The sequence below is a fragment of the Couchioplanes caeruleus genome (assembly GCF_023499255.1).
GTDB classification, from domain to species: domain Bacteria; phylum Actinomycetota; class Actinomycetes; order Mycobacteriales; family Micromonosporaceae; genus Actinoplanes; species Actinoplanes caeruleus_A.
The window spans coordinates 235,205-252,421 of sequence record NZ_CP092183.1 but is presented as its reverse complement, the minus strand read 5'-3'; the positions used below and the strand labels follow the sequence as shown (position 1 = coordinate 252,421).

Sequence of the window (17,217 nt, the reverse complement as noted above, 5' to 3'; positions counted from 1 at the left end):
CAGCCACGGGCCGCACCGGGCCGGCGGGCACGGGCCAAGGTGGTCCCGCGGCCCCCGGCAAGGTGGGCCGCACCGGTCACGAGCGCGCCGGGCGCCCGAAACAGCGCAGGCAACCACCGCGCAGGCGGCGGACCCGCCGCTCACCCCACGGGCGTGGGCGACGCATCCCCCGCCTCGACCGCCGCCGTCGCCGGCCGCTGTTCCACGTGGAACACCCGTCGCAGCGACGCCACCCATCCCGCGTCCTCCGCCCCGTCGAGCACGCCCCCGTCAGGGTCGTCCTCGTACGTGCGGCGGACCGGGTCCAGTTCCGGGTGCCAGATCTCGCGGATCACCAGGCCGCACAGCACCGCCACCGTGATGAGCCGCAGGCTGGAGGCCAGCACGAACGTCCCTTCCGGGATCACCGGCTTGCCGCCCGCGCCGAGCAGCTCGGCGTAGAAGGCGGTGAAGTAGCCGATCTCCGCGACCGACCAGGCGATGATCGCGCCCCAGCGGGGGCGGGCGAGGACGATCAGCGGGAGGAGCCAGAGGACGTACTGCTGGGACCAGACCTTGCTGAAGATGAGGAAGACCGCCACGACGAGGAACGCCACCTGGGCGAGGCGGGGACGCCGGGGTGCCAGCAGGCAGAGCACCGCGATGGCCAGGCAGGCGAGGATCGTCAGCGCGTACGTCAGGGTGTTCAGAGCGGGCACGTGATCGCTGAGCCATTGGAACGGGCCCTGGTCCCCGGCGCCGCCGCTGTTCCACTTGGTGTCGAGGTAGCGGCCGATGTACCAGAGCGTGCCCCAGTCGATGGGCCGGGTGCGGTTGAGGTCGAAGAACCTGGCGAAGCTGTCCGGGTAGAGGATCGCGATCGGAACGTTGGTCACCAGCCAGGCACCGACCGCCGTGGCGACGGCGGCCCAGAAGGCCTGGAGCCGGCGGGAGCGCAGGGCGAGCACGAAGATGGGCCCGAGGATGAACAGCGGCCATAGTTTGGCCGCGCCGCCGAGGCCGAGGAGGAGCCCGGCGAGCCAGGGCCGGCGCCGGGCCCAGGCGAGGAGCCCGAACATCGCCAGGCCGATCGCGAGGAAGTCCCAGTTGACCGTCGCGGTGACGAGCAGGATCGGGGAGAGGGCGAAGATCGCGGCGTCCCACGGCCGGCGGCGGCGCAGGGCGAGGAGGACCGCCGCGGACGCGACCGCCAGGATCGACAGCACGAGCGCGTTGGCGTTGTAGAACCACTTGCCCTGGTTGATCTCGGGGTATTTCTGGCCGAGGGCGTGCACGGGCAGACCGAGCGCACCCATGAAGTAGCCGGTGACGACCGGGTACTCGACGGGGTGGTCCCGGTACGGCACCTTGCCCTCGTTGAGGCCCTCGGCGTAGTACAGGGCCAGCACGTCGGTGTAGCAGAACCGCGTGTACTGGACGTTCTTCTGCCAGTCGCCGTCCTGGCAGGGTGACTTCTGCACCCAGCTGAACGCGAGCGTCAGGCAGACCAGCGCCAGAATGATCCGCTGGGCGGTCCAGAAACCGCCGCGGCGGGCGCCGGGCCGGACGGCGTGTGCCCCGACGGGCCCGCCGATGGCCTGCGAGAGCCCTCGGACGAAGCCGTCGGACTCGGCGGGCAGGTCGGTCCGGTCGGTGTCCGACGGCGAAGTCGCGCTCATGACTCCGCATCATGCCGCATTCCGGTTCCGAAGTGACGGTCCCGTCCGGGCGAGAAACGGGCGGGAACGCCGGACCGGTGCGGCTCGCCGACACCCCGGAAAAACGGATCGGCGCCCACCGTGGAGGGTGAGCGCCGGTCCGTTCGGATTCGCGTACGGTCAGCCGCCGTCGTTCTGTTCGCCGTCGGTCTGGCCTCCGCCCACCCCGGGCCCGGTACCACCACCGCCGGGTACGCCGGGCAGCGTGTTCTGACCGCCGTCGTTCGTACCGCCGTTGTCGTTGTTGCCGCCGTTGTTGCCGTTGCCGTTCCCATTGCCGTTGCCATTGCCGTTCCCGTTGCCGTTCTGGCACTGCTGCGGCGCGATCCGGCAGATGAGGCTCTGGTCCGGCGGCTGCTGCTCCTGGGTCGGCGGCGGGGGAGGCGGCGCCACACCGTTGGCGTACGGGCTGTTCGGGTCACCCGTGGAAACCCGCGTGGGGAAGCTCTCCTGCTTCATGTCCAGCGCACGGGTGACCGTGTTGATGAACTTCTCCCAGATGGCCGCCGGCGTGCCGGAGCCGAACATGTCTGAGTTGCCGTCCTTGAGCTCGACCTTGTTCTTGGCGCCACCGACCCACACCGTGGCCGCGAGCTGCGGGATGCCGCCGACGAACCAGGTGTCACCGCTACCGGTGTGGTTGTCCTTGCCGTCGTCGAACTCCCAGGTGCCGGACTTGGCGATCGCCGGGCGGCCGTTGCGCAGGGTGTTCTCGGCGTGCGCCGGGATCTTCGCCATCACGCCGGAGAGGTTCGACATCTGGTCCTTGTCGAAGACCCGCTTCGGCGCGAGCTTCTCCGACTTCACGACCTTCTTCTTGCCGGTGTCCGGGTCGACCGCCTTCACCGACTTGACGAAGTGCACCTTGTTGCGGATGCCCTGGTTGACGATGGTCGCGACGCCCTCGGCGTGCTCGAGCGGCACCACGTGGTACTGGCCGAACGCGACCTCGTTGTCGAAGTTCTTCTTCCAGGTGGAGGCCTGGGTGTTGTCCAGGTCCACCATGGGACCGTTGTCCGGCCACATGTGCTGGATGCCGGCGTCACGCGCGGCCGCGATGACCTTGTCGCGGCCGATGCCGTCGGCGATCCAGTAGAACGGGAAGTTGTACGACTTGATCGTCGCCGTCTCGAGGTCACAGTTCCGGGTCTTGCCGCCACAGATCGAGCCCGGGTCGGCACCGGCGTTGTTGATCTCCCGGCCGCCCTCGCGCTTCTTCGTGCTGTCCCAGATCGTGTCGAACGAGATGTTCTCCCGCAGGCCCGCGGCCAGCGTGTAGATCTTGAACGTCGAGCCGGGGGACTGGCCGCGGCCGCTGAAGCCGGTGCCGTCGCCGTTCATGTAGCTGCCGTAGTCGGTGCCGTTGGGGTCGTCGCCGGCGTAGTAGCCGAGCACCCGCCCGTTGGTCGGGTCGATGCCGATGACCGCGGCCTGGTACGACTTCGGCTTGCCGTGCATCGGCGACTCGTCGCTCTTGCGCGAGCCGGCCTCCTCGGCGGCCTTCTGCACCTCGGGGTTGATGGTCGTGGTGACCGTGTAGCCGCCCCGCTGGAACTCGGTCTCGCTGATGCCCATCTCGCGCAGCTCGGCGTTGACGTGGCGCATGATCATGCCGACCGGCTTGTCCGCGGCGCACGTCTTGCAGCCGCCCTTCGAGGGCGGCTTGACCTTCGGGTACTTGCGAGCGGCGTACACCTCGGGAGAGATCCACTTCTCCTCGAGCATGTTCTTCATCGTGTACTCCCAGCGGTCTTTGGCCGCCTGGAGGTTGTAGTTGGGGTCGAAGCCCTTGTGCCCGCCCGACGGGTCCGGCTCGGGCTGCTTGATGATCGAGGCGAGCACGGCCGCCTCGTACGGCGTGATCGCGTTCTTGTCGCCCTCGGGCGTCATCACCGACTTGCCGAAGTAGCCCTGCGCCGCCGCCTCGATGCCGTACCGGCCCTCACCGAGGTAGATGTAGTTCAGGTAGAAGCCCATGATCTGGTTCTTGTCGTACTTGCCCTCGAGCTTGCGGGCGAGCACGGCTTCCCGGAGCTTGCGGTTGTAGCTGATCGCCTTGAGATCCGCGGCGTGCCGGGCGTACTGCTGGGTGATCGTCGAGGCGCCCTGCGTGCTGCCACCGGTGAAGTTGTTCCACGCGGCCCGGACGATGCCCTTCATGTCGATGCCGTTGTGGTGGTAGAAGTTCTTGTCCTCGGCCGCGGCGACGGCGTGCTGCACGACCATGTTGATCTTCGGCTGCGGCACGATCGTGCGGTTCTGGTCGCCGAGGCGCGCGAGCACGTTGCCCGACTCGTCGAGGATGACGTTCGTCTGCGCCTCGGTCTTCTGCGGCGGCAGGTCGACGTCGTCCCAGAGGTACGTGCCACCGACGACGCCCGCGCCGAGCAGGATCACCAGGACGGCGGCCGCGGCGGTCAGGATGTTGGTGCGCCGGCGCTTCCTGGCTGCCTTGGTGAGGATCTTCTGCGCGCTGCCACGCTTGCCGTTGCCGGACGGGTCGCCGAGGTCGATGTTGCCGCCCCCGCCGACCGCGGGCGAGACGGGCCGGACGGCGGCGCGGGCCACGGAGGCCCGTCCGCCGGCACCCGCGGCGTTCGGCGTGCCCACGGAGGCGCGGCCGCCGACCGAGGCGCGGGCGCCCACAGCGCCGGTGCCGGCGCCGACGGAGGCCCGACCGGCGCCCGCGGGGGCACGCCCGCCGACCGAGGCCGATCCGACGGAGGCCGCGCCGCGGGGCACGGAGCCGCTGACGGAGGCACGACCGCCGGCCGGACGCCGATAGGCGTCGGGCCCGGGGCGCTCGTCGTAGCCGGACTGGTCGTCGTCAGGCGTGGAAGCAGCGGACGGCCCGGGCACTCGGGCCCGGGCGCGTGCAGACTGCGGATCGCCGTACGAGTTCATTCGGTTACACCTACCGGTCGCGGTGGCGCGCCCGGGGAGCCCTGGAGGGGCTCCCGCCGGCTGGGCCACGTACGGACATTCTGGGCTGCATCCCCGCAGCCGCCCTGTCGGATGTCAAGAATGACCGATTGCGGCGCTGGATGCCCGTGTCGGTCGGGGTCGCGTCAACGTTAGCGACGTTGAGGGCGATCACTGTCTGCCCTCCCGGCGATGTGACGACGACCCTGTCTCGCGGTGGCGGCCCGAGGCGGACGCGGCGGCTGCGGCCGCGCCGTTGTCCAGTTCGTCGGATTTCAGCGCGTCCCTGCCGAGCAGGTACTGCTCGATCAGATGGTTCCACGCGCAGGACTGGCACACCTCGACCACGAAGACTTGGAACTCACGCAGCGTCATCGCGAGGACCGGCAGCTCGGCGAGCTTGCGGGCCTGGCCGGCGGACTGCTTCAGCTCGTCGCCGTAGATGTAGTGCACCAAGGTGAGGTTGTCGCGGCGGCAGACCGGGCAACGCTCGTCGGTCGGCTCACCGTGGAACCGGGCTGCGTTTCTGAGGTAGGGCGAGGCATCGCAGACCTCGAGGGTCCCGACCTTGCCGTTGTGCACGTCACGCAGCAGCGCTCGCTTCTGTAGCGAGTAGTCGACGACCTGCCGCTGCGTGCGCATGGCGAAGAGAGTACGCGGTCCGGTCCGGAACGGCGACAGCCATCACACAGCGTGGCGCGGCGACTGCGGTACACGCATTGCCTTGCGATAAGCCTCGCCTCGACCTACGGTTGCGATGTATCGGCCCGATACATCGCAGTGAAGGAGGTGGCCCGATGCTGGAACTGGCGATCCTCGGCCTCCTCCAGGAAGCCCCGATGCACGGGTACGAGCTGCGCAAAGAGCTCGCCACCAAGCTGGGCACGATCCGTGCCGCGATCAGCTACGGCACCCTCTACCCCACCCTCAAACGGCTGCACACCGCCGGCTGGATCAGTGAGCAGGCCACCGAGACCGACATCGTCCCGCCGATGACGAGCAAACGGGGCCGGATTGTCTACAAGATCACTGCCGAGGGGAAAGAGCGGTTCGCCGACCTCCTGGCCCAGGCGGGCCCGGAGACGTACGACGACGCGGGCTTCGGCGTGCACTTCACCTTCTTCTCCCGGACCGACCGGGCGACCCGGCTGCGCATCCTCGAGGGTCGCCGTCGTCGCATCGAGGAACGCCGGGAAGGGCTGCGGGACGTATTGGCGCGCGCCGGGGACCGGCTCGACGCGTACACCCTCGAACTGCAGCGCCACGGACTCGACGCGTGTGAGCGCGAGGTCCGCTGGCTGGAGGAGCTCATCACGAACGAGCGCTCCGGCCGTGCCCCGTCCGTCGCGACTGGCGGCACACCCGATTCCGCGGCCGAACCGGTCGTGGAAGCACCCCCCGAAGAACCGGCTCCGCATCAGGACCGGCCGTGATGAACAAGGAGGCAAACGCGATGGGCTCCGTCCGCGTCGCCATCGTCGGTGTGGGTAACTGCGCCTCGTCCCTCGTACAGGGCGTGGAGTACTACCGCGACGCCGACCCGAACGACCGCGTTCCGGGTCTCATGCACGTCACCTTCGGCGACTACCACGTCAATGACGTGAAGTTCGTCGCGGCGTTCGATGTGGACGCCAAGAAGGTCGGCATGGACCTCGCCGAGGCGATCGTCGCCAGCGAGAACAACACGATCAAGCTCACCGACGTGCCGCCCACCGGGGTGACCGTCCAGCGTGGACCGACCTTCGACGGTCTGGGCACGTACTACCGCGAGACCATCGAGGAGTCGTCGGCCGAGCCGGTCGACGTCGTCAAGGCCCTCAAGGACGCCGAGGTCGACGTCGTCGTCTCGTACCTGCCGGTGGGTTCCGAGGAGGCCGACAAGTTCTACGCGCAGGCCGCGATCGACGCCGGCTGCGCGTTCGTCAACGCCCTGCCCGTCTTCATCGCCTCGGACCCGGTCTGGGCGAAGAAGTTCGAGGACGCTGGCCTGCCGATCGTCGGCGACGACATCAAGAGCCAGGTCGGCGCGACGATCGTGCACCGCGCGCTCGCCAAGCTGTTCGAAGACCGCGGTGTCGAGCTGCTGCGCACGTACCAGCTCAACTTCGGCGGCAACATGGACTTCATGAACATGCTGGAGCGCACCCGCCTGGTCTCGAAGAAGATCTCGAAGACCCAGTCGGTGACCTCGCAGATCCCGCACGAGATGGTCAAGAGCGACGTGCACATCGGCCCGTCGGACCACGTGCCGTGGCTCGACGACCGCAAGTGGGCCTACATCCGGCTCGAGGGCCGCAGCTTCGGCGACACCCCGCTGACCGCGGAGCTCAAGCTCGAGGTGTGGGACTCGCCGAACTCGGCCGGCGTGATCATCGACGCGGTCCGCGCCGCGAAGATCGCCAAGGACCGCGGCATCGGTGGCCCGATCCTCTCGGCCAGCTCGTACTTCATGAAGAGCCCGCCGGTGCAGTACAACGACCACGACGCGAAGGAGGCCGTGGAGGCCTTCATCAAGGGCGACATCGAGCGCTGACGCTCGAACGCACGAAAGGCCGGACCGGCAACGGTCCGGCCTTTCGCGTCGGTGGGTCAGCTCACGGTCGTGACGGGGGCGGCCGCCGTGACGGGGGTACGCCGCCAGCGCTCAGCCGTGGCGCGCGCCTTGGCCGGGAACGGGGCGCCGGTGCGGGCCGCCTCGTCCTTGCGCCGGTTGGGCAGGGACAGCCGGATGACCTTCGCCCACGCCGAGGCCACCTGCTTGGGCAGTGGGCCGGTGACGTACTGCAGGTCGTACTTCTCGAACAGGGCGCGTACCTTCGGCGCGATCTCGCCGTACCTGTTGCTGGGCATGTCGGGGAACAGGTGGTGCTCGATCTGGTGCGACAGGTTGCCGGTCATGATGTGCATCAGCTTGCTGCCGCTGACGTTGGCCGAGCCGAGCATCTGCCGCAGGTACCACTCGCCGCGCGTCTCGCCCTCGATGGACGTCTTCTCGAAGGTCTCCACCCCGTTGGGGAAGTGACCGCACATGATCACCGAGTGGCTCCACAGGTTGCGGATCAGGTTGGCGGTGGCGTTGGCCGCGATCGTGTGCAGGAACGACGGCCCCGACAGGGCGGGGTGGATGACGTACTCCTTGAGCGCCTGCTTGCCGATCTTGCGCCGGACCGTCTTGAGCGCGGCCCGGAACTTCGGGTCCCGGCGGCGTTCCTTGGTCGCGAGGTTGTGCCCGAGCTCCAGGTCGTACGCGGCGATGCCGTACTCGAAGAGGCACGCGTTGAGGAAGTTGTAGAACGGCTGGCCCAGGTACGCCGGCGTCCACGGCTGGTCCTCATCGACGCGCATGATGCCGTACCCGAGGTCGTTGTCGCGCCCGACCACGTTGGTGTACGTGTGGTGCAGCTCGTTGTGCGCATGCTTCCACTGCTCCGCCGGGGACGCGAAGTCCCACTGCCACGTGGTCGAGTGGATCTTCGGGTCCCGCATCCAGTCCCACTGGCCGTGCAGGACGTTGTGGCCGATCTCCATGTTGTCCAGGATCTTGGCGATCGACAGCCCGGCCGTGCCGACCAGCCACGCCGGCGGGAACAGCGAGAAGAGCAGGACGGCCCGGCTGCCCACGTCCAGGCTGCGCTGAATCTTGATCATGCGCCGGATGTACGCGGCGTCGCGTTCGCCGCGGCTGCCCATGACCTCGTCGCGGATCGCGTCGAGCTCGATGCCGATCTGCTCGATGTCCTCGGGGGTGAGGTGCGCGATCGGGTTGGACTTCTTGTGCTGGATCGTGGTCACGGGCGGTCCTCTTCTTCTACAGGTCGATCTGGCAAGGACCGGCGGCGGCCGATACGCAGGTCTGCACGGGGATGCTGTCGCCGGGCTCGGCGACGGTGAGCCGGCCGTCGCGCAGGTCGCGCACGGCGCCCTCGCGCAGCGGCAGCACGCAGCTGAAGCAGATGCCCATGCGGCAGCCGGAGGGCATGAGCACGCCGGCGGCCTCTCCGGCGTCCAGGAGGGGCACGGTCCCGTCGGTCTCCACGACGGTGCCGGAATGCGTGAACGTGACCGTGCCGCCCTCGCCGCTGGTGGTCACGGCCGGGCGGAAGCGCTCGACGTGCAGCAGGTGCGCCGCGTCGGCGTCGGCCCAATGGGTGGTCAGGTCGTCGAGGAGCTCGTTGGGCCCGCAGGCCCACGTGTGCCGGGCGAACAGGTCCGGCACCAGCTCGTCGAGGTCGGCCGGCTTGATCCGGCCGTCGGCCGCGGTGTGCCGCTCGACGAGCCGGATGCGGCCGCGGCCGGCCAGGGCGCGCAGCTCGGCGCCGAAGACGGCCGCTTCCCGCGTACGCGCGGAGTGCACGACGACCACGTCGTCCAGCTCGGCCAGGTGGTTGCGCAGCATGCCCATGACGGGGGTGATGCCGCTGCCCGCCGTCACGAACAACGTCTTGGCCGGCAGGGGAGCGGGGAGCACGAACTCGCCCGTGGGCCGGTCCAGGTGCACGAGCATGCCGCGCCGGGCCCGGCGTACGAGGTGGGTGCTCACCGCGCCGCCGGGTACGGCGTTCACGGTGATGCAGATGCGCCCGTCGCGGCGTCCGGCCCGGCTGGTCACCGAGTACGAGCGCCACAGCCGTACGCCGTCGACGTCCACCCCGAGCCGCACGTACTGGCCGGGTACGTGCCCGGTCCAGCCGACGCCGGGCTTGAGCAGGAGGCTGGCGCTGTCGGGCGTCTCCGGCCGTACCGCCTCGACGCGGGCGCGCAGCACCCGCGGGTTGCGCAGCGGGGCCACGGCGTCGAGGTAGTCGGCGGGGACCAGCGGCGCCGTGATCAGTTCCACGGCACGATGCGCGCCGGTCCGGAGCGCTTTGATAACAGCCACGTAACAAACGTCCTGCACCGGGCGGACAATCGCCTGACCCGCCGAAGTAAATCTGGCTCCCACTCTTGTACGCCTGGAACAAAAGTCCCGCTCCACACCTCCCGGAAGCCGAAAGCGCCCGTAGGGTGGAAAGAGTCGAGGTCACCGCGCTCGGACGGCTCGGTCGACGGACGCTAAATCAGGACAAAGAGGTCACCATGCCGTACCTGAGCGATGTCAATCTCCGAGCCGTCCTCGCCGTCCTGGTGGACCGCGCCGGCGGCACGATCGAGGTCGCCAACACCGAGCTCTACGACGCCATGCTGCCCGGTCATGGGCTCAGCGAACGGTTTCTCGTGGAAGAGACCGCGAGCGGAATTCGCCTGTCCGTCATTTCCGGTGACGCCGGGACAGATAAGCCGCCGCCCGGCCACCGGTGAGAAACGGTGCTACGGTGGCCTCGTTGCAGTTTTGATTTCCGTAGACGTTGCCAGCGCCTGATGGGTATCCGAACCCGTGAGGCGCTTTTTTGCGTTCCCGTCTCTCCGGACGCGGTTGATCAACTCGACGACACGGGATCCCGCACGGTGCGGGGTCCCCATCGCCTTCGAAGGAGACGACATGGCTTCTGGCACCGTCAAATGGTTCAACGCCGACAAGGGCTTCGGCTTCATCACCCAGGACGGTGGCGGCGCCGACGTATTCGCCCACTTCTCGGCCATCGCGGCGGACGGTTACCGCAGCCTCGAGGAGAACCAGCGGGTCGAATTCGACGTCACGCCCGGGCAGAAGGGCCCGCAGGCCAGCAACATCCGGCCTATCTGATCGGTTCCGGGGTGCGGTGGTCCGACTGGTTCAGCGGGCCGCCGCTCCCCGGGATTATTTCCATTCCCGGAATTACGTCCGCTCAGCTCCAGGCGCGTTCCAGCGCGACCCGGGCCTCCAGCTCGAGCAACTGCCGTTTCCGGGGCAGCCCGCCGCCGAATCCGACGAGTTTCCCGCCGGCGCCCACCACCCGGTGACACGGCACGATGACCGGCACGGGATTGCGGTTGCACGCCGTCCCCACCGCACGGGCCGCCCCCGGGTCACCCAGTGCCGTGGCGATCGCTCCGTACGTGCGCATCTCGCCGTACGGAATCGAAGCGATCTGGGTCCACACCGCGCGCTCGAAATCCGACCCGCCGCGCATCTCCACCGGCACCGAGAACTCCGTGACCATGCCGGAGAAGTAGCCGCCGAGCTCGGCGAGCACCCGCTCCGTCGCCGGATCGCCGGGCGCGGACGCCCACGCCGGCGACGCACCGAACCGGACGCCGATCACCGTCTCGCCGTCGAGGTCGACGCCGAGCGGGCCGATGGGTGTCTCCAGAAGCGTCCGCACGCCTCGATTGTGCTCCCGGGGTACGACAATCAGGAGATGTGGCCGTGCTCGCGCGCCCAGCGCAGCAGCTCGGCCTCGGCGTCGTCGCGGGAGAGCGGTCCCCGGTCGAGCCGCAGCTCCTTCAGATGCCGCCAGGCCTGTCCGACGATCGGCCCCGGCGGCACCCCGAGCAGCTCCATGATCGCGTTGCCGTCCAGGTCCGGGCGGACCCGCGCGAGGTCCTCCTCCTCCTGGATCCGCGCGATCCGCTCCTCCAGCGCGTCGTAGTCGGCAGCCAGCGCCGCCGCCTTGCGCCTGTTCCGCGTCGTGCAGTCGGAACGGGTGAGCTTGTGCAGGCGGGGCAGCAGCGGACCGGCGTCGGTCACGTAGCGGCGTACGGCCGAATCGGTCCACTCGCCCCGGCCGTACCCGTAGAAGCGCAGGTGCAGCGCGACCAGGCCGACCACGTCGGAGATGACGTCCTTGGGGTACTTCATCGCCTTCATGCGCTGCTTCGTCAGCCGCGCGCCGACCACCTCGTGGTGGTGGAAGCTGACCCGCCCGTCGCGGCCCACGGCCTTGGTCGCCGGCTTGCCGACGTCGTGCATCAGCGCGGCCATCCGCAGGACGAAGTCCGGCCCGGCGTCGCCCTCGAGGCGGACCGCGTTGGCGACCACGATGAGCGTGTGCTCGTACACGTCCTTGTGCTGGGCGTGCTCGTCGATCTCCAGCTTGAGGCCGGACAGCTCCGGCAGGAACCGGTCGGCGAGCCCGGTGTCGACGAGCAGCCGCAGGCCACCCACCGGGTCGAGGCCGCACAGCAGCTTGGTGAACTCGTCGCGGATCCGCTCGGCGGTGATCCGGTCGAGATCGGCCGCCATCTCCCGCATGGCCGTCAGGACGCCAGGGTCCACAGTGAACCGGAGCTTCGCCGCGAAACGGGCGGCACGCAGCATCCGAAGTGGATCGTCGCCGAACGACTCCTCCGGCCGCGCCGGCGTCCTGATCAGGCCCGCGGCGAGGTCCTCGAGCCCGCCGTACGGGTCGGTGAAGACGTGCCCCGGCAGGCTGACCGCCATCGCGTTGATCGTGAAGTCGCGGCGGCGCAGGTCGTCGAGGAGGTTGTCGCCGTACTCCACGACGGGATTGCGGGTCACCCCGTCGTACGCCTCCGCGCGGAACGTGGTGATCTCCAGGCGCAGGCCGTCCTTCTGCACCCCGATCGTGCCGAACTCGCGGCCCGTCTCCCAGATCGCGTCCGCCCAGCCCTTGACCACCGCGAGGGTCTGCTCGGGCCGCGCGTCGGTGCAGAAGTCGAGGTCGTCGCCGAGGCGGCCGAGCAGCGCGTCCCGCACCGAGCCGCCCACCAGGTGCAGCTCATGGCCGGCGGCACCGAAGCGGCGCCCCAGCTCGTCGGCGACGGGGGAGACCCGCAGCAGCTCCTGGACGGCGTTGCGCTGGGCCGAATTCAACACAGACATGGGACGACCAGGGTATCGGAGGCATCAGCCCCCGCTGTGGGTGGCAGCCTTCAGTCCGGTCGTGGGTGGCGGGCGGGGCGGTCGGACGGCAGCCTTCAGTCCGGTCGTGGGTGGCGGGCGGGGCGGTCGGACGGCAGCCTTCAGTCCGGTCGTGGGTGGCGGGCGGGGCGGTCGGACGGCAGCCTTCAGTCCGGTCGTGGGTGGCGGGCGGGGCGGTCGGACGGCAGCCTTCAGTCCGGTCGTGGGTGGCGGGCGGGGCGGTCGGATGGGGCAGGATGGGAGCGTGCCCGTACCCGAGGCGCTGCATCGCCTCAGCGAGGATCCGGACTTCTGGTCTCTCCTGCGGGCGGACGAGAGCGCGACCACCGATCCCGACGCCGAGCCCGCCGAGCTGCGGATCAGCCTCCCCGTGACCGGCGGCTACGGTCTCGTGCTCGACCTCGACCTGGTCACCGGCGAGCAGACGCTGGGGCTGCGCGAGCCCGCGACCAGCGAACCGGTGCAGCTGGGCTGGGCGGCGCCGGGCCGTCCCCATCCGGCCGCGCTGCGCTGGCACGAGCTCGAGCTGTGCGCTCGGGTGATCGCGCTGGAGGATCCGACGCTGCCGCACCCCGGCCTGGTGGTGGCGCTGCTCGGACCGTTCGCGCCGGCCACCGCGGAGGACGACGAGACGACGATCGCCGCGGTGCGCGAGGCGGCGTACCGGTCGCTGCGCCGCGACGTCCCGGCCGTCGAGCCGGCCGGCCCGGAGCAGACGCCGCTGCCGCTGTTCGCCGGCGCCGACTGGTGGCCCCAGCCCGAACAGCCGTCGCCGCAGGTTCTCGACGAGGCCGCGATCGCGGCCTACACCGCCCCCGCGCCGGCCCACCTCCAGGTCCGCGGCGGCTCACGCTTCCCGCACGAGGGCCTCAATGAATTGGTACGGCACGCAGCAAAGCGACTGTCCCAGCTCCCGGACGAACAGTGGTACGCCCAGGTCCGCCCGTTAGCGCGGCAGATGGCGGACACGGGCGACTTGGGTCCGGTCAACGCTCTGCTCGGCGTGCTCACGGAGGCCGGCTGCGACCACCCGACGGTCCTCGACGCGCTGAGCGAGCCGCTCGTGCCCCTCGAGGCGTGCTGGATGGTGGAAACGTTGGCCGGCGCGGTCCCGGGCACCCTCGTACGCCGGCACGTGTAGGGAACACCCCCTGACCCCAGTGGCTAGGGTGTCGTCTGTATTCGTACCCCTGGGGAGGTTCTGGTGAGCGGCGGCCTGTACCGCAGCGCGCACGCCGCGCCCGACGGTGAGCCGGAGGCGTCCGACGGCGTGACGCTCATCTCCGTCGACAACACCGGCACCATTCCCACCGCCGCGGCCGACCAGGCTCTGCCGCCCGAGGTGATCCCGCCCACGGTCGTCGAGTCGTCCGGCAGCGGCACCGTCTACGGCAGCGCGTCCGCCGGTGCGACCCCCGATGCGGCTGCGGAGCCCGTCGCGCCGACAGGTGGCTCCGAGGAGCGCAGCACCACCGGCAACAGCGCGATCATGGCGGCCGGCAGCCTGGTCAGCCGGGTCATCGGCTTCGTCCGGAACATGCTGATCGGCATGACGCTGGGCGCGGGCGTCGGGGACGCGTACACGAGCGCGCAGTTCCTGCCCAGCCAGATCTACGAGCTGCTGCTCGGCGGCATCCTCTCCAGCGTCCTCATCCCGCTGCTGGTCCGGCGCCGCAAGGCCGACCCGGACGGCGGCCAGCTGTTCACCCAGCGGCTGCTGACCTTCGCCGTCGTGTCGCTGGGCATCGCCACGGTGCTCGTCACGGTCGCCGCGCCGGTGATCACAGCCATCCAGTCCAGCAGCGACACCACCGCGGACTACCGGGAACTGGTCACCTTGCTGGCGTACCTGATCCTGCCCATCATCTTCTTCACCGGGCTGTCCGCGCTGATCGGCGCGGTGCTCAACGTCCGCGGGCACTTCGCCGCGCCGATGTGGGCGCCGATCCTCAACAACCTCGTCGTCATCGCGACGTGCGGCGTCTTCCTTCTCTTCTTCGGCAAGGCCGGCGCGACGCCCGGGGACATGAGCGCCGGCGAGATCGCCCTCATCGGCGGCGGCACGCTGCTCGGCATCGTCGTGCAGGCGCTCGGCCTGCTCCCGGCCCTGCGCAAGGTGGGCTTCGCCTGGAAGTGGCGCTGGGCGCCGCGGGAGCTGGGCCTGGGCGAGATCGGCCGGCTCGCCGGCTGGATGCTCTGCTACGTCGCCGCCAACCAGGTCGCGGTGTTCCTGGTGGTGCGGGTGCTCAGCGGCGTCTCCGGGGACGACCGCAACGCCAGCACGCTGGCCTTCAACAACGTCTTCCTGCTGACGATGATGGCGCACGGCATCATCGGCGTCTCCGTCATGACCGCGCTGCTGCCGAGGATGAGCGCGGCCGCCGCGGACGGCCGGTTCCAGGAGGTCAGCGAGAACCTCAGCCGCGGCATCCGCCTGACGACCACGGCCCTGACGCCCATCGCGGTCACCTACGGCGTGCTCGGCGTGCCGATCGCGGTGACCCTCTTCCAGGGCGGGGCGCTCTCCTACGACCAGGCGTTCGCCACCGGCCGGGTGCTCGTCGTCGCCGCGTTCGCCGTGATCCCGCTGTCGATCAGCTACCTGTGCACGTATGCCTTCTACTCCCTGCAGGGCAACAGGACGGTCGCGCTGATCAACCTGCCCGTCGTCGCCGTCCGCATCGCCGGTTACTTCCTGCTGGCCGCCGTGCTGTCCGAGTCGCTGGCCGCGGCCGGCATGACCGCGGCGAACGCGGTGTCCTACCTGCTGTCCGCGGTGGTCTCCCTCGCGGTCCTGCGCCGCCGGATCGGCCGGCTCAACCTCGGGTCGGTGGCCGCCGCGCTGGTGAAGGTGGTGGTGGCCGCCGCGGTGGCGGCCGTGGCGGGCCTGCTGATCCGGCAGGTGCTGCCCGGCGGTGACACGCCCGGGCGCGTCGCCGCCGCGATTCAGGTCATCGCGGGTGGTGGGGTGATCATGCTGACCTACCTGGTGGCGGCTACGCTGCTGAAGGTCCACGAAGTCAGTCAAGTCGTCGGGATGGTGCGCCGCAAACTCGGGCGCTGACGCCTGTGGACAACATGTGGATAACCCTCTGAACAGCTATTTTCCCCGCACCGACCGGCCCGGACGGGCCCGACGAGCGGACCCTGACGGGTGCCGCGCCCAGGGCTGACCTGTAAGACTCTGGTCCCGGGCGGGTAAGGTCGGGGGCGACACGTGCGGACCCACCGAGGGAGGACGGGTGACCCAGGTCGGCGAAGGCCACGGCACCGCGGCCGACGAGGCCGGACCGGTCATGACCTTCGGTGTCCCCACCGTCGGTGAGATCCTGGCCGAGCGGTATCAGCTCGAGGAGCACGTCAACAACGACAGCGCCGGCCGGCAGGTCTGGCGCGGCATCGACGTCATCCTCCGGCGGCCCGTCGCGGTCGTGCTGCGCCACCCCGGCGGCGATTCCGCCACGGAGATGCTGCAGGCGGCGGTCGACGCCAGCCGCGTCATCCACCCCAACCTGGTCGGCGTCTACGACGCGATCGACGAGGCCCAGCGGGCGTATGTGGTCCGCGAGTGGGTCGACGGCGAGGCGCTGCGCGAGCTCGTGACGCAGGAGGGCCCGCTCGACCCGGCCCGCGCCACCGCGATCGCCCACTCGATCGCCGACGCGCTGGCCGCCGTGCACGCCACCGGCATGGTCCACGGCAACGTGCACCCCGGCACCACCCTGATCGGCGACGACGGCCGGGTGGTCCTGGCCGACGCGCGCGCCGACAACTCCGACAGCACCGAGTCGGATGTGCGTTCCGTGGGTGGCATCCTCTACTACGCGCTCACCGGTCACTGGCCACAGACAGAGATCGGCCGCACGTCGTCGCTGCCCGACGCCATGCGCGACGGCAACGGCACCATCGCCAACCCGCGGCAGATCCGCGCGGGCGTCCCGGCGTACCTCGACGACCTGACGATGGACCTGCTGGACAAGCGCGTCGCGGCCCCCGAGGCCGACGCGCTCGCCGCCGAACTGGCCCGCCTCGACTCCGCCGAGGAGGAGTACGAGGATGTCGGCCCGCTGCGCTTCACCCAGGGCACGTCCGCCGAGCCGGTCCGCAGCACCCGCAAGATCGTCATCGGCATCGGGGCGCTCGCCGTCATCGCGGTGCTCGGCCTCATCTTCGGCATCCGCGCGATCAGCAACTCCAGCTCCGACAAGCCGACCGGCACCACCCAGGCCGGCACCAACCAGCAGACCGGCCAGAACGGCACGGGTGACCCCGCCAACCCCGGCACGGGTACGCCCAACGAGGCTCCGAAGAAGCTCGCGCTGACCGCCGACATGGTCCGCATCGTCGACCCGCCCGACGGCGGCCGCACCGACGAGGGCGAGGCCAAGTACACGGTTGACGACGACAACGACACCGCGTGGCGCACGTCCGGCTTCAACGAGGCCAAGTTCTACAACAAGCCCGGCATGGGCCTGCTGATCAACCTGGGCTCCCCGCACTCGATCAGCGACGTCCGCGTCGAGGCCTCCTCGCCGGGCGTGGCGATGACGCTGTGCACCGGCACCACCGACCCAGGCAACAGCAGCCAGGGCGACGACCAGATCGTCAAGACGTACAAGCAGCTCAGCACCGGCGACGCGGACGACTCCGACGACGCCGTGGCCACCCCGCAGCAGTGCGGCAAGGGCGAGGTCAAGAAGACCACGGGCACCAACACCGTCATCCCGGTCGGCGAGAGCCAGAAGTACCAGTACCTGATGGTCTTCATCACCGAGCTCCCGCGCGACAACGACGGCAAGTACCGGGTCGAGATCTCCAAGGTCGAGGTCTGGGGCAACTGACCGCCGGGTTCCGGGC

The 17,217-nt window shown here is 70.0% G+C and carries 14 protein-coding genes; 7 read left to right on the top strand and 7 right to left on the bottom strand.

The annotated features are described in order from the left end of the window. Nucleotides 1–140 precede the first annotated feature (140 nt). From COUCH_RS01165 to COUCH_RS01155, 3 genes are all read right to left on the bottom strand, one after another. The gene (locus tag COUCH_RS01165; protein ID WP_249610266.1) at nt 141–1,658 is read right to left on the bottom strand and encodes a glycosyltransferase family 87 protein; all 1,518 of its coding nucleotides are present in this window, start codon (nt 1,656–1,658) and stop codon (nt 141–143) included. 159 nt (nt 1,659–1,817) lie between these two features. Then, complete coding sequence (locus COUCH_RS01160; protein WP_249610265.1) at nt 1,818–4,601, bottom strand: transglycosylase domain-containing protein; 2,784 nt, start codon at nt 4,599–4,601, stop codon at nt 1,818–1,820. Nucleotides 4,602–4,790: 189 nt separating this feature from the next. Continuing rightward, nucleotides 4,791–5,261, bottom strand: a complete 471-nt coding sequence (locus tag COUCH_RS01155; protein WP_199513229.1) for a DUF5318 domain-containing protein — start codon at nt 5,259–5,261, stop codon at nt 4,791–4,793. Between the two features lie 155 nt (nt 5,262–5,416). On the opposite strand from COUCH_RS01155, the gene COUCH_RS01150 reads away from it, so the two are divergent. Both COUCH_RS01150 and COUCH_RS01145 read left to right on the top strand, forming a co-directional pair. Then, nucleotides 5,417–6,052 carry a PadR family transcriptional regulator gene (locus tag COUCH_RS01150; RefSeq protein ID WP_249610264.1) on the top strand — a complete coding sequence of 212 codons (636 nt, stop codon included), beginning with the start codon at nt 5,417–5,419 and terminating at the stop codon, nt 6,050–6,052. A gap of 20 nt (nt 6,053–6,072) precedes the next feature. Continuing rightward, the gene (locus tag COUCH_RS01145; RefSeq protein WP_249613511.1) at nt 6,073–7,152 is read left to right on the top strand and encodes an inositol-3-phosphate synthase; all 1,080 of its coding nucleotides are present in this window, start codon (nt 6,073–6,075) and stop codon (nt 7,150–7,152) included. A gap of 56 nt (nt 7,153–7,208) precedes the next feature. On the opposite strand, the gene COUCH_RS01140 is transcribed toward COUCH_RS01145, so the two are convergent. Further along, nucleotides 7,209–8,411, bottom strand: a complete 1,203-nt coding sequence (locus COUCH_RS01140) for a fatty acid desaturase family protein (protein WP_249610263.1) — start codon at nt 8,409–8,411, stop codon at nt 7,209–7,211. Between the two features lie 16 nt (nt 8,412–8,427). Beyond that, the gene (locus COUCH_RS01135) at nt 8,428–9,489 is read right to left on the bottom strand and encodes a ferredoxin reductase (protein WP_430640950.1); all 1,062 of its coding nucleotides are present in this window, start codon (nt 9,487–9,489) and stop codon (nt 8,428–8,430) included. 134 nt (nt 9,490–9,623) lie between these two features. Here COUCH_RS01135 and COUCH_RS01130 point away from each other — a divergent pair, with 134 nt between their 5' ends. Beyond that, nucleotides 9,624–9,917: a hypothetical protein gene (locus tag COUCH_RS01130; RefSeq protein ID WP_249610261.1), complete on the top strand. Its 294-nt coding sequence runs from the start codon at nt 9,624–9,626 to the stop codon at nt 9,915–9,917. A 181-nt stretch (nt 9,918–10,098) separates the two neighbouring features. Continuing rightward, entirely contained in the window at nt 10,099–10,302 is a 204-nt protein-coding gene (locus tag COUCH_RS01125) for a cold-shock protein (protein WP_199513234.1), read from the top strand. A gap of 82 nt (nt 10,303–10,384) precedes the next feature. Here COUCH_RS01125 and COUCH_RS01120 read toward each other — a convergent pair whose 3' ends face one another. After that, nucleotides 10,385–10,861, bottom strand: a complete 477-nt coding sequence (locus COUCH_RS01120; RefSeq protein ID WP_249610260.1) for a methylated-DNA--[protein]-cysteine S-methyltransferase — start codon at nt 10,859–10,861, stop codon at nt 10,385–10,387. A gap of 29 nt (nt 10,862–10,890) precedes the next feature. Further along, nucleotides 10,891–12,321: a CCA tRNA nucleotidyltransferase gene (locus COUCH_RS01115; protein WP_249610259.1), complete on the bottom strand. Its 1,431-nt coding sequence runs from the start codon at nt 12,319–12,321 to the stop codon at nt 10,891–10,893. Between the two features lie 283 nt (nt 12,322–12,604). Here COUCH_RS01115 and COUCH_RS01110 point away from each other — a divergent pair, with 283 nt between their 5' ends. The 3 genes from COUCH_RS01110 to COUCH_RS01100 all read left to right on the top strand — a co-directional run bounded on the left by COUCH_RS01110 (nt 12,605) and on the right by COUCH_RS01100 (nt 17,201). Then, nucleotides 12,605–13,501: a hypothetical protein gene (locus COUCH_RS01110; RefSeq protein ID WP_249610258.1), complete on the top strand. Its 897-nt coding sequence runs from the start codon at nt 12,605–12,607 to the stop codon at nt 13,499–13,501. Nucleotides 13,502–13,564: 63 nt separating this feature from the next. After that, complete coding sequence (murJ, locus tag COUCH_RS01105) at nt 13,565–15,424, top strand: murein biosynthesis integral membrane protein MurJ (RefSeq protein ID WP_249610257.1); 1,860 nt, start codon at nt 13,565–13,567, stop codon at nt 15,422–15,424. A gap of 178 nt (nt 15,425–15,602) precedes the next feature. Further along, nucleotides 15,603–17,201, top strand: a complete 1,599-nt coding sequence (locus COUCH_RS01100; protein WP_249610256.1) for a protein kinase family protein — start codon at nt 15,603–15,605, stop codon at nt 17,199–17,201. Nucleotides 17,202–17,217 lie beyond the last annotated feature (16 nt).

Bases quoted from the DNA above. Each gene is read 5' to 3' on its own strand.
- COUCH_RS01165 (WP_249610266.1), bottom strand. From the start codon at position 1,658: ATGAGCGCGACTTCGCCGTCGGACACCGACCGGACCGACCTGCCCGCC.
- COUCH_RS01160 (WP_249610265.1), bottom strand. From the start codon at position 4,601: ATGAACTCGTACGGCGATCCGCAGTCTGCACGCGCCCGGGCCCGAGTG.
- COUCH_RS01155 (WP_199513229.1), bottom strand. From the start codon at position 5,261: ATGCGCACGCAGCGGCAGGTCGTCGACTACTCGCTACAGAAGCGAGCG.
- COUCH_RS01150 (WP_249610264.1), top strand. From the start codon at position 5,417: ATGCTGGAACTGGCGATCCTCGGCCTCCTCCAGGAAGCCCCGATGCAC.
- COUCH_RS01145 (WP_249613511.1), top strand. From the start codon at position 6,073: ATGGGCTCCGTCCGCGTCGCCATCGTCGGTGTGGGTAACTGCGCCTCG.
- COUCH_RS01125 (WP_199513234.1), top strand. From the start codon at position 10,099: ATGGCTTCTGGCACCGTCAAATGGTTCAACGCCGACAAGGGCTTCGGC.
- COUCH_RS01115 (WP_249610259.1), bottom strand. From the start codon at position 12,321: ATGTCTGTGTTGAATTCGGCCCAGCGCAACGCCGTCCAGGAGCTGCTG.